The following is a 14,386-nucleotide window of genomic DNA, read 5'->3' as shown; positions in this document are numbered from 1 at the left end:
GCGGAGCTGCTCAGGGCCTGTCTCGAAGTCGGGTGTGAGCTTGTGGCAAGATCACGGAATGCTGCGACTCACCGATTTCATTATCGACTGCCCGGACACGATGAATCTGGCGGCTTTCTACTCCGAGGTGACGGGCCGTCCGATCAAGGAAGGCAGCTCCGAGGACTGGGCTGGCATCCAGTTCGGCGAGATCGAGCTGGCATTCATCCGGGTGGACGACTACCGCGCTCCGCAGTGGCCCGACAGCGAGCACCCCAAGCAGTTCCACCTCGACTTCGAAGTGGACGAGATCGAGTCCGAGCAGCGCCGCGTCCTCGACCTCGGCGCGACGCTAAGGCAGGACTTCATCGGCCCCAACGGCTACGGCTGGCAGGTCTACACCGACCCGGTCGGCCACCCCTTCTGCCTGTGCCGCAACAAGGGCGTCATCTGGACCGACCAGGGCCCGATCTGGCCCAAGCACGACTAGTAACTAGCCTTCCGGGCTACGGCCACCACTGATCGCTCATGGGCGCTCGTGCTCTGACCGCATAGGTTCACCGGGTTGGCGGTGGCACCGTTCGGACCGGTTGGATATGGGTGGACATCCGAGATTCGGGGAGGCGTGGTGGCGGAGCCGGTCAAGGTCCGGAGACTGACCGACCAGGAGGGCCAGCAGTTACAGCGGATTGTGCGGACGTGGCAGCACGAGTTCGGTGCGCTATCGGCGGGCGATGATGCTGCTGGCCTCGGCCGGCGGTAACCGGGTGCCGGTGATCGCCCAGCTGGTCGCGACCAGCGGGTGAAGGGCTGCCCGAGCCAACAACGTCCACCTTTGTTTCACCCCGACCAACTGCTCCTGGGCCAACCCGATCGAGGCGCACTTCGGACCGCTGCGGCAGTTCACCCTGGCGAACTCCAACCACCCGAACCACACGGTCCAGACCCGCGCGCTGCATGCCTACCTGCGCTGGCGCAACGCCAACGCCCGCCATCCCGACGTCCTGGCAGCCCAACGCCGTGAACGTGCCCGCATCCGCAGCGAGAAGGGTATCCGCCGGGGAGGGCGACCCGGAACCCGAGCGGCGTGAACCGACGCCACGAAACAGCCCAGTTGCACAGCACGAACCTCGCGAGGAACTCCGCATGGACCATCGGGACGTCGACACGGCCTTGGCAGAGATGCTGAAGGTCCTCGGACCGCATACCGACGAAGACTGGACGGTGCCGGCAGGTCCGCTGAAGTGGAGCTGCTGGGAGACGGCGGCGCACATCGGGCACGACCTGCTGGCCTACGCGGGGCAGGTGGCCGCGCGTCCCACCGACGCCTACCTCCCGTTCGACCTGAACGTCCGCCCTACCGCCTCCCCGACGGAGGTACTCCAGACGGTCACCGCCTGCGGCCGCCTCCTCAGCTGCCTGTTGGCCGCAGCCAGTCCGACCTTGCGAGCCTGGCACTGGGGTCCCTGTGATCCCGAGGGCTTCGCAGCAATGGGCGTCGCCGAAACCCTTCTGCACACTCACGACATCACACAGGGGCTGGCCGTGGACTGGCAGCCACCCGCATCGCTGTGCGCGGCCGTGCTCGCCCGGCTGTTCCCCGACGCCCCTCCTGGAGACCCTGTCCAGGTGCTTCTCTGGTGCACTGGCCGCCAGGAACTCGATGGCCTTCCCCGCCGAACGTCGTGGGTGTGGAAAGCAGCGCGATCCGGCTGACCGCACTCACCCGGCGAACCTTCTCGGTCACGGCACGAGAGCATCGACGAATCAGCGGTGGCCGTAGGCCAGGGCGACTTCGGGGAACCAGGCAAGAGGCCGGCGGCTCGACTCATTATGAAACGATCAGTAAGAGCCTTCCGGCCCTGCCCGCACCTCGCGGGCAGGGCCGGTCCTCAGCTCATCCCCCGGACCGGCGGCTCGTCCCGCGTCCCGTCCTCCGCCACGACCGTGAACCGTTCCCGGCCCGCCGCCGACAGGTCCACCGGGTACAGCGACGCCGTGTCGTTGACGTCCAGTTCACGGCTCTGCCGACCGGTCGCCGCGTCGACCCGGGTCAGCCTGTCCCGCGTCATCGCCCACACCGACGTCCCGTCCACCAGCACACCCGTCACCTGGTCGTCCAGGCTGGCCGTCCACTTCTTGCTGCCGTCCGCCAGGGAGTACGCGAGCAGCCGTCCGGTGGCCGTTCGGCCCGGATGGGTGCCACCACTGATGGTGACGTCGCCGGGCTTCTCGCCGGGGACGATGAACAGGTCATCGACCACCACCCCGCCGAACAGCGGCCGGGCGGTGAACTCGTCGAAGGCGTGCACCCCGCCGAGCATCACGTCCAGGTCGTACTCGTCGCCGGAGACCGGTATCGAGGCACGCTGCTTCCCGGACCGGTCGTAGCTGAGCACCGCGTGGGTGCCGCGCTCGGCCTGGGCGTCGACCCAGACCGCGAGCGGATCGACCGACACCACCATCAGATTCCTGAGCCCACCCTCGGCCGGAACGGCGACCCGCGTCCGCCCCTGCCCGTCCCCGGGCGTCAGCGAGCGCAGCACCGCCGCCCCGTCACCGCACTGCGCGGCCGTCACCACCTCCTGCTCGCCGCCCGCGACCTCCAGCGGCGTGCATCCGGCGTCGGGCGCGCTGCGCCACAGCTCCCGGCCGTCCGTCAGCCGTACCGCCCGCCAGCCGTCCGTGCCCTGCAGCACGGCCTGGGTGCCGGCCACCGCGACGAGGTCCGAATCCGCGCTGTCCCCGTCCCGGGCGGGGGCGTTCACGGTGGCGGTCCAGCCCTCCTTGCCGTCCGCGAGGTCCAGCGAGGTCACCGCCGCGCAGGGCTTGCCGTGCGGGGAGTGCCCGACCAGGCCGATGCCGCCCGCGCCGATCCCCCGGCTCATGGTGCACAGGGAGTCCTCGCCCGGCGGCGTCCACTGCCAGGCGACCGACCCGCTGCCGCTGCGGTAGGCCACCACCCGGTCGGGCCGCACTCGCACCACCAGGCTCCCGCTGGTCCAGCTGCCGATCGCGCGGACGGTGGACGGGTGGTCCGGCGGGGCCTTCCAGGAGTCGTTGAGGCCGTCCCCGGCGAAGCAGAGGAAGATGACCAGCCCCAGCACGGTGCCGACGGCCGCCGAGGGGAGTCCGCGCCGGGGGTGGATCAGCGCCCAGACGAAGCCGGCACCGCAGGGCAGCAGCCCGAGGATGCTGATGGCGCCCATGAAGGCGAGGCTGTCGCCGCCGAACCCGTTCGCCGGGCCGAACAGCACCGCGAGGCCCAGGCTCGCGAACATCGCCCCCAGCACGCCGCCCGAGATCACCATCCAGGTGTTCTTGCTCATGGCGAACCTGGCGCGCCACCTCGTACGCACCCGGACGACACCGTCCTCGGGCCGCTCGGCCATGCCCGTATCTCCCCTGCGAAGCGCCGCCCCCGCAGTAGGGCGACGATCAACGGATCGTCGCAGAGCAGAGCAAGATCCTAAACAAAGAGCAGGGAAAACCCCGTCCTCTCCTGCACATGGGAGGCCCTGACCGGCCCCGTCATTACGAAATCGCGGCCTCACCCGCCCTGACGGCAGCCGCCGCCACACCTGTCCGACCAGCACCTCCGGGGCCAGCGCACCGTCGACCACCAGGTCGCACTCCGCCCGCAGCGGCTCGACATGGCGCTCATGAGCGGCCCGCCGGTGCTCGACGTAGTTCCGCAGCAGCATCCCCGGCGGGAAGCCGCCCGCGACGCACTTGCGCTCGATCTTGCGGGCCAGCCGCAGATCCGCCGGCAGGTCGACGAAGACGTCGAACCGTGCACAGGGCCGTCGCGGGGCGACCCGGCGGGCGAACGGCCCGTCCACGACCACCACCCCGCCCTGCCCGAGCGCCGCATCGACGTCCTCGGCGAGGCGCCCTCCGTCCACCGACCGCAGATCCCCACATCCAGCCGAACCACCCCGGCCTCGTCCGGCGCCCCCACCCCGCCCTGCGCCGGCTCGGCGAAGTAGTAGTCGTCCCCGTGCAGCATTCGTAGCCGACCCGGCCCGGCGACCGCCACCAGCGCCGCGGCCGGCGTCGTCTTGGCCGCCCCGGCCCCGCCGGTCGGCGTCACCAGCACGTCCGCCCCTCCTCCGGTCGGCGTCACCGACACCATGCCTCCACGTTCCGCCCTCCCCTACCGAACCACCGCCCCCGCAACGGGTGCACGGTGCGCCGGGTTCGATCCCGGCGCGCCGCGCACCCGCCCTCAGGCCTCAACGCCGCGGCTACTCCCCGACCTTCCGATGGTCGACGACGGCATCGGGTCCGGGGCTCGTGATCGTCTCGTGACCGTTCTCCGCCCGAACGCGGTAGGGCGGGCCGCCCTTCGGCCCGAGGACCTCGACGATCTCCACCACATGATCCTGCTGGCCGACGACCCTGCCGTGAACGACCAGACGGTCTCCCACGCTTGCGTACACACGCGCCTCCTCCGTGTCCTGCGCCGACGATCCGGGCGGACCGACTCCCTCCCCCACGCCACCGTCCCCGTCCCCCGCACCCCCGACATCGCCGCCCTCCTCCCCGAACCGGCCCGCCTCACCGCCGCCCAGGCCCACGGCCTCGCCGCCACGGCGGACCTGCGCGGCCGGTGAACGTCGGCGCCGCCGCAAGCCGCCGAGATCGGCCCTGGCACACTTCGCCCCATGAACAGCACCACCCCCCGGCCCGACCTGGCCACCCTGCTCCTCCAGGGCGAGCAGATGATCGGCCAACTCGCCGAGGCCCACACCACCTGGGGCCTCGGCACCGCCGACCGCTGGGGCCTCGACCAGCGCACCGGTCTGATCACCTGGACCTTCCCCGACCGCACCGCCTCCGCCCCCGCCCAGATCCTCGGAACGTGGAGCCCCAACTCGGCCTCCTGGCTCTGGGCCTGGGCCAACCGCAGCATCCTGCCCGAGCTGAGCCGCGACGCCGGCCGCGTCCGCGACTGGGCCGAGGCCCACGGCCACACCGCGCTCGCCGAGCCACGGCTCGAGGCGGACGAGGAGCGGGCCACCACCCTCGCCGCCCTCGCCCTCCGCATCACCAGGGCCACCGGCTTCTACCGCGCCCCCGGCGCCACCTCGACCACCTTCATCACCTTCGGCCCGGTCACCCTCACCGCCCAGGACGGCAGCACCTCGACCTTCACCATCGAGATCGACTGACACCCAGCCCCCTCGGATCCGCGCGCGCAGGAAGTCGGCCCCACCGACTTCCCACGCAGCACCAGCGGGCTCCGCCCCCGGCACCCGATGCCCGCACAGCCCCAGCGGGACGACCCGCGCCGGCAGGTGCACCCGGGCGACCGGCCCGCCCCGACCGCCCCGTCCCGCCCGAACTCGTGCGCCTCGACCGTCCCCCGCTCGAAGGCGTGCTTGAGCAGGGCGTTGCTGAAGCCCTCGTCCGGGCGGTCGTCGTCCGAACCGGTGGGCGGCGCGTAGAGTTCGACGGCGGCGGCGTAACCGTAGCGGTAAGGGCGGCCGGTGAAGCGGGAGTTGAGACGCGGGAACTCCTGGATCCGGTCGTCCAGCCGCTCCTCCTTCGCCATCCCGGCGGCCAGATCGACGGTCCAGCGGTCGAGGGTGGGCCGACTCGCGCCGATGTCCCGCAGGTCCACGCCCGCCGGGTGCCGGACGACGTCGACGACCAGCGTGTCGGGCATCGCCCATAGGCGTTGAGCGTGCGCCCGACCAGGTGCGGCGCGAGTTCGAACCACCGCACCTGGCCGCCCTCGCGCGGCATCACCCCGACCCGGGCGGCACGCCGGTGGCCAGGTGCGCCGCGCTGAACACCAGCGGGGTGTCGTACAGCACCACGAACCGCTCGGTGAGCGCGAAGAAGTGCATGTGTCCGGCTCATAGCCGAGTTCGTACGGGCGGATGCCGCCCTCGATGAGCGCGTAGGTGCGCCCGGCGAGGCCCGCGACCCGCACGTTCGGGGAGATGTCGAGCCGTTCGTCGACGGGCCCGCGGCGCCGGGGTCCGCCGAGCCGGTCGGCGACGGCGCCGGAGCGGACCCAGCGGTTGCGGTACCACTCGGCGCGCCCGTCCCGGATCCGGACGCCGTGCACCATGCCGGCGCCGAGCGTCCACAGTTGCGCGGCCGGGTTCTCGATGCCCAGCGGGTTGGGGCCGTTGCGCAGGTAGCGGCCGTCGAGGTGGGCGGGGATGCGTCCGGTGACGGGCAGGTCGTAGGCGGTGACCTCCTCGGTCACCGGGGCGAAGTCGTCCGCCGCCTCGCCGAGGACGGCGAGATGATCGCTTTATGCCGATCGGCACATGTGTGGAGGGGGTGTCAGCGATCAGTCTTGGAGTCACCGAGACGGCGGCCACCGGGGCCGCCGGAGAAGGGAGACTCCACCATGTTCCGCACCGCCCGCATGGCCCGCAGCGCCCCTAGCACCCGCACCGCCATGGCCGCCGCCCTCGCGGCCCTCGCCCTCACGACCCTCGCCGCCACTGCCCCGGCCGGCGCGACCCCCTCCGCCGAGACCGCCACGACCACCGCGACCGCCACGACCGCCACGACCGCCCGGGTCAACGGATCCGCCCGGATCCACTACGCCCTCAACCCCACCGACGAGATGTGGTTCACCATCGACGCCGAGGGCGCGCCCTACACCCACCCCGTCCCCGGCGTCCCCACGGGTCTCCCCACCGACGCCCGGGGCACCGTCCACTTCTCCCACCGGGTGGCCAAGAGCGGCGACGTCCGTCAGGCCGATGCCACCGTCGACTGCCTCGCCACCGGCGGCCCCGTCGCCACCCTGACCGCCGTGATCACCAAGTCGGATGCCATGCCGGTCGGCCAGCGAATAGGCCTGAGCATCTACGACGCCCACGGCCACGGCAAGGACCGCCTCGGCTTCTCCTGGGGCGTGGGCAACATGGACCTGGACCAGGACGGCAGCCCCTACCAGCCCGTCGTCGGCACCTGCATGGCCCTGGCCCCCTTCGCCCCGGTCACCAGCGGCAACTTCACCGTCCACCCCGTCGAGCTGTCCGAAGCCCCCTGACCGAAGCCCGGACACAGCCACCGGCCCGAACCCACGAGGCGAACCATGCCCCCCACACACCAGCCCAGCACCCATCCGGACCCCACCCCCCAGGTCGACTCCTCCCTCACCGACACCGGGTGGAACCGATTCGCCCCACGGAGTCCCGGAACTGATTCGACGTCACACATGTGTTCTCCCACACGGCCCATTCCGCACCCGCCCGACCCACCGACCTCGGAGACCACATGCCCGTCACCAAGACCGCCGCCCTCGCCCTCGCCGGACTGCTCCTCGCCACCACACCCACGCCCCGCCCTGGCCGACAGCGGAAGGCCGACCAGCGGACCCGACCGAGCCGCCGGTCGAGGGCCCGGGCGATCAGGACGTCGAGAACAACGCCCTGATCGTCCAGCGCTTCGGCATCGAGACCTTCGACGAGGTCGTCCAACGCACCCTGCGGCCCACCGGCAGCAGCCCGGACTCCTGGCCCAAGCGATTCTGAACCCTGCCGTGACGTGCAGGTTTGCGCCGTCCCGCAATGTCAGTTCCGCCCGATAGGTGGAACAGCATGCAGATCAGGTACCGGTACCGCAGGCAGAGTTGACGACAAGTCAGCGCAAGGGCGCCGCCCGCGCGTTCGGGTGCGCCCGCGTCGCCTACAACGACGGGCTGAGGCTGTGCCTGGAAGCCGATGAACGCGGGGAGAAGATCCCGAGCACGGCGGCACTGTCCAAGCTGGTCGTCACCGACGGCAAGAAGAAGCCGGGCCGGGCATGGCTCGGCGAGGTCTCGGCGGTGGCACTCCAGCAGTCCGTTCGGGACCTGGGACAGGCGTGGTCAAACCACTTCGCCTCACGCAAGGGCACCCGCAGGGGGCCGAAGATCGAACAGCCGTCATTCAAGTCGAAGAAGGACCACCGCGACGCGATCCGCTTCACCGCGAACGCCCGATTCAAGATCACGCCCAGCGGGCGCCTGCGACTACCCGGCACCGGGGAAGTCAAGGTCCGCTGGTCCCATGAGCTGCCGTCCGACCCCACCTCGATCACCCTGATCCGTACCCGGCAGGACGGTTCTTCGTCTCCTTCGTCACCGAGACCGAACCCGCCGCCGACCTGCTGCCGCCCACCACCGGCGAGATCGGCATCGGCCTCGGACTGAACCGGTTCGCGGTCCTCTCAGACGGCAGCCACATCGAGAACCCCGCTCCTGCCCCCGCAGCAGTTGCACGACCTGTTCACCCTGCCGCGCGGCGCCTCCGGGCGGCTACTTCCCTACCACGACTCCGGTGACTGCCAGTTGGGGCCGAACAAAGGCAAGGCCTGCTACAGCGTCGGACTGCTGGCCATCCCGCTGCAGGACGTCACGACGGTCTGGGGCAAGACCGGGCACGACCTCGGCTACTCCGACGGGTTCTTCGCCACCGCGGACCTGCGCAAGCGCCTGGTCTACTCCGACGGGTTCTTCGCCACCGCGGACCTGCGCAAGCGCCTGGTCTACTCCGTCGGCAGCACCGGCGGCACCCCGTCCCCGGCCCTCCGCCTGGCCGCCACCACCTTCGGGCCCTTCGCCCGCTGAGACCGGCTGCCGAGACCAACCCCAACCCCATGCGCCCAGCGCCCGCCCGCCGACCCCGCACCAACGGCCGGGCGCGCCGCCCCCTTCCCGCCCCGCCACAGCCCGCCCCGTCCCCGCCCCCACCCGCGAAATCGCATTGGCGGTCCACCGCCCCTCCTGCCTATCGTCTGCACATGACCACCCGAACCTTCCGCATCATGGTGCGCGGCGTCTTCGACGCCCTCACCGACGAGCAGCGCGCCGAACTCCTCGCCGCCGCACCCGAGCACGACGTCCTGCACGCCGCCTTCACCCGCGAGGGCCACCTCAGCTACGACCTCAACGCCCGCGCCGCCTTCACCTTCCGCTTCCTCGACGAGGGCGAGGAGGAAGAGGACATCCTGGAGGCCACCGACCGAGCCGAGCAGGCCGCGCGGTCCTGGCTGACCGACCGCGGCTACGGCTACAAGAACCTCCGCTCCCAGGCCGAGGATCTCTCCCAGGCGCCCCTGGGCAAGCGGCAGCGCCGCGCCGCCAACGCCACCAGCTGACCGCCGCCCCTCCCCCTCAGCCACCTCCTTGACGGCTCCGCCCATGCATATACTTGAGTAGTCAAGGAGGTGGCAATGACAGACCCGACAAACCGCCCCGTACCCGACCCCAGCCCCACGAGCGACCCCCGCCCCGACCCGCTCGACACCGCCCTGCGCCTGGTCCGCGCCCAGACCGCCGTGGTCAAGCGCTTCGACGCGAGCCTCAGCGGCCTGCACGGCGTGAGCCTGTCCGACTTCACCCTGCTGCTGCACCTCGCCCAGGCCCCCGGCGGCCGAATGCGCCGGGTCGACCTCGCCGAGGCCCTCGGCCTCACCGCCTCCGGCGTCACGCGCGGCCTCGCCCCGCTGGAGCGAATCGGCCTGGTGACCCGCGAGGCCGCCGCCCGCGACGCCCGGGTCGCCTACGCCGCCCTCACCCCGACCGGCCGCGAACGACTCGCCGAGATGCTGCACACCGCCCGGCAGGTCGCCGCCGACCACTTCGCCCCCGAGCAGTGGGGCAGCGAGGACCTCACCCAGCTGTCCGCCCTGCTCACCCGCCTCGGCGGCACCGCCCCCGAACACCGCCGCATCCCGAGGCCCTGACCTGGCCCCCACCCACCCCCGCCCAGCCCCACGTCCTAGGCTGAACACGCACCACCGGAGCCACTCACACCATCCGCACCACGGCACACCCCGCGAAGGCATCACCATGACCCGCACTCCCGGCCCGACGCCCAGCACGTCGCCCCGCCGGGAACCCCTTCGGGAACCCCGCCGGGAGCCCGCTCTCGCCGACACCCAACGCGCGCACTGGCAGCAGACCTACCGGACCACCCCCGGGATGTACGGCGAGCAGCCGTCCGCCCCCGCGCGGTACGCCGCCCAGGCCTTCGCCACCGCCGCCGCCCGCGAGGTGCTCGAACTCGGCGCCGGCCACGGCCGCGACGCGCTCCACTTCGCCCGCGCGGGCTTCACCGTACTGGCCACCGACTTCAGCCCGACCGGCCTGGAACAACTGCGCACCGCCGCCGACGAACAGGGCCTGACCGAGCGGGTCCGCACCGTCGTGCACGACGTCCGCGACCCGCTGCCCCTCCCCGACGCCTCCGTCGACGCGGTCTTCGCCCACATGCTGCTCTGCATGGCGCTGAGCACCGAGGAGGTCGAGTCGCTGATCGCCGAGGTCCGGCGCGTCCTGCGCCCGGGCGGCATCTTCGTCTACACCGTCCGCCACACCGGCGACGCCCACTACGGCGACGGCACCGGCCACGGGGACGACATCCGGGAACACGGCGGCTTCGCCGTCCACTTCTTCCCCCGCGAGCTGGTGGACCGGCTCGCCGAGGGCTGGCACCTCGCCGCCGTCCACCCGTTCGAGGAGGGCGAACTGCCCCGCCGCCTCTGGCGCATCACCCAGGAGACCCCCCGGTGACCGCCCCCGACAGCACCGGCAGCACGAGCAGCACCGACGGCGCCGCCCCCGACCTCACCGTCGACGGAACCGGCCTGCTCTGTGTCCAACTCCTGCTCCGCCTGCGCGCGCAGATCGCCCACCTCCCGGCCGGCGCGGTGGTCCACATCCACACCACCGACCCCGCCGCCCCGCTCGACCTGCCCGCCTGGTGCCACCTGACCGGCCACGAGTACCTCGGCCCGGTCCCGTCCCCGGCACCGGACCGCGAGGTGTACGCCCTGCGCCTCACCTCGACCCCCGTCCAGACCCGCCCCGGCCGCCCCTGGCACACCGCCCACGGAACCACCACCACCTGAGCCCCTCACGGCGGTACCCCCCACCCGTCGTGGGCGCGCGGGCAACGCCTCGCGCGCCCACCCACCTCCCCCCTCCCCCCACCACCCGACCAGGCGAGAGGGACGCGCTGCGAGAGGGGCGGTGGAGGGGGTGGCCCGGAGAGGGGCGTTGCGGGTGATTTTCAGACTGCCAACGGCGCCCAACACCCCACCCACAGAGTCGGCAGTCGGAAAATCATCCAGCCCCCGGAGCGGCCACCCCCGGAACCGCCCCGGCCACCCACCCTCCCGAGAGCCCCCACCCACCCACAGAACCCCCAACCCCACCGCCCTCGGCGCCGAGTACGGCCTGGCGGGGCTACCGCCAGCTGCCGGAAGCCCGGCGAGCCGCCCGAGGACGGGTCACGCCCTGCTCCCCGCAGCCGCCCGGTGTGCCACGATGAGGAGAAAACGTAACGGCCGGACCCCGCAGGGAGGTTGACCACCATGAACCCGATCCTCAGTTGCCGCTGGCGCGATCAGGACGGCGAGTGGGAACTGACCGTCCGCCACAATGGCGCCGATTGGGAGCTGTTCGCCGCCGCACCGCTCTGGTCGGAGTCACTGCCCTTCGCCGACCCGGACGAGGTCCGCCGACTGGCCCAGGCCCTCCTCGACCTGCCCGCCGATCCGGAGCCGTACGAGTTCGAATGGGAGCTCTCCCGAACGGAGTTCGCCCGCACCGAGAAGGAGCGCACCCACTTCGCGACCTTCGCCGTCGGGCTTGACCCCACCGACGAGCACCGCCCGTACCTCGCCTACCAGTCCTACCACCATCTGGGCCAGGCCACCGCACTCGGCCTGGAGGTGATCTGCGAGGACCCGCCGGTCGACCACCTCCGCGCCCAGGCCCACGCCTTCCTCACCAACTGCCCCGGCCCGCCGCCCCTGCGGCCGTAGGCCCCGACAGCCGATCCGCCCAATCAGCCGATCCGCCCCCTCAGCCGACGGCCCGCACCGCCCAGTCCAGCACTGCGGCCGAACTCTCCGGCGCCACCCACCCGTTGACCACCGCCAGCAGCATCAGGTACCGCTCCCGCCGCGGATCCGCCATCGCCCTCAACCGCCCCACCAACCGAGCACGCACAGAATCAGCCTCTTCCTCCGCAGTACCCACCAACCGGGCATACCGCTCCAGCAGCACGGCACCCACCCGCGCCCCCTCATCCGACCCCGGCGCCACCCCAGCCGCACCCGCTGGACCGACCAACTCCCGCACCAGCACAGCCAGTCCGGGCCGAGGGAGAGTACCCGGACCAGCCTCCGCCGCCTCGCCCTCCGCCAACCCGCGCAACAGCTCACGGAACCCGGCATCCCCGGCCAACAGCGCCAACTCCAGCCACGCCTCGACCTGTTCGACCGACGGCTCCTCCGGCAACTCCGGCGTCAGCGACCGAGCGACCCCGCCGAACCGAGCGACCCCGCCGAAACAACCGTCCCCGGAAGGACCACTCCCGGAAGCCCCCTCCCCGAACACCTCGGCCAGGAACTCCTCGACCAGGCGGCCCCGTTCGTCCTCCGTCAACCGGGCCAACTGGTGCACGAGCGTCAACTCCTCTGCGGTGGCAGCCCCCCGCACGGCCACCGTCCGCAACGCCGCCTGCCGCAGCCTCAGCGCCCGGATCCGGACGTCCAGCGCCGCGGCGTGCGCCGCCGCGACCTCGGACAGCCCGAGCTCGCGCTCCAGCACCTGCCGGACCTCCCGCAGCCCGAGCCCGAGCTCGCGCAGGGTGCGCACCAGATCCAGGCGGGCGACAGCATCGGCGCCGTACCGCCGGTGGCCGGCCGGGTTGCGGTCGGCCGGCGACACGATCCCCTGGTCCGAGTAGAACCGGACGGTCTTCACCGTCAGCCCGGTCCGCCGGGCGAGCTCGCCGATGGTGAGAAGCGGGCCGGTCGTGAGGAGCGCATCGTCGTTCATGCCCACCACCCTGCCGCCTCCCCCTGCGGGAGGTGCAAGCCCTACCGGAGGCTCAAGCCCCTACCGGAGGCGCGAGCAGGCCGCTCAGGCGGTCCGCCGCAGCAGCGCCAGGTACATCGCGTCCGTCCCGTGCAGGTGCGGCCACAGCTGCACGTCCGGCCCGTCCCCGAGTGCCGGAACGCCGGGCAGCAGCGGCCGCGCGTCGATCCACTCGACCCGGCCGCCCTCGCCGCGCAGCACGTCCTCGACGACCGCCCGGGTCTCCGCGAGGTGCGGCGAGCAGGTCGCGTAGCCGACCACGCCACCGACCCGGGTGGCCTCGATCGCCGAGCGCAGCAGGTCCCGCTGGAGCGGCCCGAAGGCCGCGACATCGGCCGGCCGGCGCCGCCAGCGCGCCTCCGGACGGCGCCGCAGCGCGCCCAGACCGGAGCACGGCACGTCGACCAGCACCCGGTCGAAGCCGCCGGAGCGCCAGGCCGGGCGCGTCCCGTCGGCCGCGATCACCGTGTACGGGCCGGGGTTGCCCTCCAGCGCCCGCGCCACCAGCCGGGCCCGGTGCGGCTGCTTCTCGCTCGCGACCAGCCCCGCACCCCGCTCCGCGGCGAGCGCGCCGAGCAGCGCGGCCTTGCCGCCCGGTCCGGCGCAGCCGTCCAGCCAGAGCCGGTCCGGACCCTCCAGCGGTGCGGTGGCCAGTGCCAGCGCGACCAGCTGGCTGCCCTCGTCCTGCACGCCCGCCCGGTTCTCCCGCACGGCGGTCAGCGCGCCCGGGTCGCCGCCCTCGGCGAGCCGCAGCGCGAACGGGGACCAGCGCCCGGGCGTGGCCTCGGGGAGCGCGTCGGCCAGCTCGCCGACGGTGGCCCGGCCGGGCCGGGCGACCAGGGTGACCTCGGGCCGCTCGTTGTCGGCCCGCAGCAGCTCCTCCATCGCGGTGCGTCCGGAGGCGTCCGGCTGCCAGCGGCCGAGCGAGTCCCAGAGCGCGGAGACCACCCAGCGCGGGTGGGAGTGCACGACCGCCAGGTGGTCCTCGGCGTCCTTGTCGTACGGCGGGGCGACCTGCGCGATCCAGGCGTCCAGGTCGTGGGCGCTGATCCGGCGCAGCACGGCGTTGACGAACTTGGCCTTGCCGTCGCCGAGCACCACCCGGGCCAGCTCGACGGTCGCCGAGACGGCCGCGTGGGTGGGGATGCGGGTGGTGAGCAGCTGGTGGGCGCCGAGCGAGAGCACGTCCAGCACCGGCGGGTCGACCTTGCTCAGCGGCCGGTCGATGCAGGCGGCGATGATCGCGTCATAGGTGCCCTGCAGGCGCAGGGTGCCGTAGACGAGCTCGGTGGCGAGGGCGGCGTCGCGCCGGTCCATGCCCTTCTGCTCGGCCTCGCGCAGCAGGGACGGCAGGATCAGGTTGGCGTACGCGTCCCGCTCGTCGACGGCGCGCAGTGCCCGGAACGCGACGATCCGGGCCGGGTCCTTCTTCGGCCGACGGTGCGGACGGGGGGCGCGCTTGGCGCCGGCGGGCGTGCTCACGAATACCTCAAGGTGCTGCGATGGTTATCAGAAGGGTGGTTATCAGAAGATCTCAGACGAACAGTAACGCCAAAGGTA

The 14,386-nt window shown here is 72.5% G+C and carries 16 protein-coding genes and 1 pseudogene; 12 read left to right on the top strand and 5 right to left on the bottom strand.

Annotated elements, in window-relative coordinates; translation table 11 throughout:
* Nucleotides 1-58: 58 nt before the first annotated feature.
* The 3 genes and pseudogenes from O1G21_RS31550 (at nt 59) to O1G21_RS31545 (ending at nt 1,695) form a co-directional block, all read left to right on the top strand.
* On the top strand, nt 59-469 hold the full coding sequence (locus O1G21_RS31550; protein ID WP_270148439.1) for a VOC family protein: 411 nt from the start codon (nt 59-61) through the stop codon (nt 467-469).
* A 322-nt stretch (nt 470-791) separates the two neighbouring features.
* Nucleotides 792-1,070 (top strand): annotated as a pseudogene (locus tag O1G21_RS41480) (IS630 family transposase); the annotation flags it as partial.
* A gap of 55 nt (nt 1,071-1,125) precedes the next feature.
* A complete protein-coding gene (locus tag O1G21_RS31545; protein WP_270148438.1) occupies nt 1,126-1,695 on the top strand; it encodes a DinB family protein in 570 nt (189 codons plus the stop codon).
* 176 nt (nt 1,696-1,871) lie between these two features.
* On the opposite strand, the gene O1G21_RS31540 is transcribed toward O1G21_RS31545, so the two are convergent.
* Together O1G21_RS31540 and O1G21_RS31535 are read right to left on the bottom strand one after the other, a co-directional pair.
* Entirely contained in the window at nt 1,872-3,884 is a 2,013-nt protein-coding gene (locus O1G21_RS31540) for an outer membrane protein assembly factor BamB family protein (RefSeq protein ID WP_270148436.1), read from the bottom strand.
* Nucleotides 3,885-4,226: 342 nt separating this feature from the next.
* On the bottom strand, nt 4,227-4,421 hold the full coding sequence (locus O1G21_RS31535) for a DUF1918 domain-containing protein (protein WP_270148435.1): 195 nt from the start codon (nt 4,419-4,421) through the stop codon (nt 4,227-4,229).
* 225 nt (nt 4,422-4,646) lie between these two features.
* On the opposite strand from O1G21_RS31535, the gene O1G21_RS31530 reads away from it, so the two are divergent.
* Complete coding sequence (locus O1G21_RS31530; RefSeq protein WP_270148433.1) at nt 4,647-5,153, top strand: DUF6882 domain-containing protein; 507 nt, start codon at nt 4,647-4,649, stop codon at nt 5,151-5,153.
* Here the strand turns inward: O1G21_RS31530 and O1G21_RS31525 are convergent.
* Nucleotides 5,048-6,202 (bottom strand): carotenoid oxygenase family protein, encoded by a 1,155-nt coding sequence (locus O1G21_RS31525; protein ID WP_270148432.1) that lies wholly within the window; start codon nt 6,200-6,202, stop codon nt 5,048-5,050. The genes O1G21_RS31530 and O1G21_RS31525 overlap by 106 nt on opposite strands.
* A gap of 147 nt (nt 6,203-6,349) precedes the next feature.
* On the opposite strand from O1G21_RS31525, the gene O1G21_RS31520 reads away from it, so the two are divergent.
* The 8 genes from O1G21_RS31520 to O1G21_RS31485 all read left to right on the top strand — a co-directional run bounded on the left by O1G21_RS31520 (nt 6,350) and on the right by O1G21_RS31485 (nt 11,766).
* Nucleotides 6,350-7,003, top strand: a complete 654-nt coding sequence (locus tag O1G21_RS31520; RefSeq protein ID WP_270148430.1) for a hypothetical protein — start codon at nt 6,350-6,352, stop codon at nt 7,001-7,003.
* 540 nt (nt 7,004-7,543) lie between these two features.
* The gene (locus O1G21_RS31515; protein ID WP_270148429.1) at nt 7,544-8,146 is read left to right on the top strand and encodes a transposase; all 603 of its coding nucleotides are present in this window, start codon (nt 7,544-7,546) and stop codon (nt 8,144-8,146) included.
* A gap of 63 nt (nt 8,147-8,209) precedes the next feature.
* Entirely contained in the window at nt 8,210-8,563 is a 354-nt protein-coding gene (locus O1G21_RS31510) for a hypothetical protein (RefSeq protein ID WP_270148427.1), read from the top strand.
* Between the two features lie 173 nt (nt 8,564-8,736).
* Nucleotides 8,737-9,093, top strand: a complete 357-nt coding sequence (locus O1G21_RS31505) for a DUF6204 family protein (protein WP_270148426.1) — start codon at nt 8,737-8,739, stop codon at nt 9,091-9,093.
* A gap of 75 nt (nt 9,094-9,168) precedes the next feature.
* Nucleotides 9,169-9,681, top strand: a complete 513-nt coding sequence (locus O1G21_RS31500; protein ID WP_270148425.1) for a MarR family winged helix-turn-helix transcriptional regulator — start codon at nt 9,169-9,171, stop codon at nt 9,679-9,681.
* Nucleotides 9,682-9,787: 106 nt separating this feature from the next.
* Nucleotides 9,788-10,510, top strand: a complete 723-nt coding sequence (locus O1G21_RS31495; RefSeq protein ID WP_270148424.1) for a class I SAM-dependent methyltransferase — start codon at nt 9,788-9,790, stop codon at nt 10,508-10,510.
* Complete coding sequence (locus tag O1G21_RS31490) at nt 10,507-10,848, top strand: sulfurtransferase TusA family protein (protein ID WP_270148423.1); 342 nt, start codon at nt 10,507-10,509, stop codon at nt 10,846-10,848. The genes O1G21_RS31495 and O1G21_RS31490 overlap by 4 nt, the downstream gene beginning before the upstream one ends.
* A 465-nt stretch (nt 10,849-11,313) precedes the next feature.
* On the top strand, nt 11,314-11,766 hold the full coding sequence (locus tag O1G21_RS31485) for a hypothetical protein (RefSeq protein WP_270148421.1): 453 nt from the start codon (nt 11,314-11,316) through the stop codon (nt 11,764-11,766).
* Nucleotides 11,767-11,806: 40 nt separating this feature from the next.
* On the opposite strand, the gene O1G21_RS31480 is transcribed toward O1G21_RS31485, so the two are convergent.
* Together O1G21_RS31480 and O1G21_RS31475 are read right to left on the bottom strand one after the other, a co-directional pair.
* A complete protein-coding gene (locus O1G21_RS31480; protein WP_270148420.1) occupies nt 11,807-12,787 on the bottom strand; it encodes a MerR family transcriptional regulator in 981 nt (326 codons plus the stop codon).
* A gap of 84 nt (nt 12,788-12,871) precedes the next feature.
* A complete protein-coding gene (locus O1G21_RS31475; protein ID WP_270148418.1) occupies nt 12,872-14,308 on the bottom strand; it encodes an RsmB/NOP family class I SAM-dependent RNA methyltransferase in 1,437 nt (478 codons plus the stop codon).
* Between the last annotated feature and the right edge of the window lie 78 nt (nt 14,309-14,386).

The sequence above is a fragment of the Kitasatospora cathayae genome (genome assembly GCF_027627435.1).
Classification (GTDB): domain Bacteria; phylum Actinomycetota; class Actinomycetes; order Streptomycetales; family Streptomycetaceae; genus Kitasatospora; species Kitasatospora cathayae.
Note: the sequence above shows the minus strand (reverse complement) of the source record. Positions and strands in the feature narration are given on the sequence as shown.